Annotated in this window: 1 protein-coding gene; it reads right to left on the bottom strand. The window is 43.4% G+C overall.

Going from position 1 to position 369, the window contains the following annotated elements; genetic code table 11:
• Nucleotides 1–369, bottom strand: a 369-nt coding sequence (locus ELS83_RS22000) for a hypothetical protein (protein WP_171597662.1), incomplete at both ends; no start/stop codon positions are given.

The following is a 369-nucleotide window of genomic DNA, read 5'->3' as shown; positions in this document are numbered from 1 at the left end:
CTCCATGTATCAAGTGTTGCATTATAGGAACGGATGTAATACGTAGCTCCGTCAACTGTAAAATCCTTGGTTGCATTGGAGTTTGTTTGGTCAGTTCCACTTGCACTTGTTTGCCAGTAGTAAACTTCATCTGCCGGTGGTGCCTGACGAGTAAGCGTGGTTACTCCATCTGCATAAGCCGCTGTTGGCGCTACAGGAATGCCAGGATTATTGTAAACCTTTACTATTCCTGATTGGGCAGTACTCCATGTATCAAGTGTTGCATTATAGGAACGGATGTAATACGTAGCTCCGTCAACTGTAAAATCCTTGGTTACATTGGAGTTCGTCTTATCAATTCCACTTGCACTTGTTTGCCAGTAGTAAACT

It is taken from the genome of Marinifilum caeruleilacunae, from assembly GCF_013141825.1.
GTDB classification, from domain to species: Bacteria; Bacteroidota; Bacteroidia; order Bacteroidales; family Marinifilaceae; genus Marinifilum; species Marinifilum caeruleilacunae.
The sequence above is the reverse complement of the archived record's forward strand: the minus strand, read 5'-3'. Positions and strand labels throughout refer to the sequence as shown.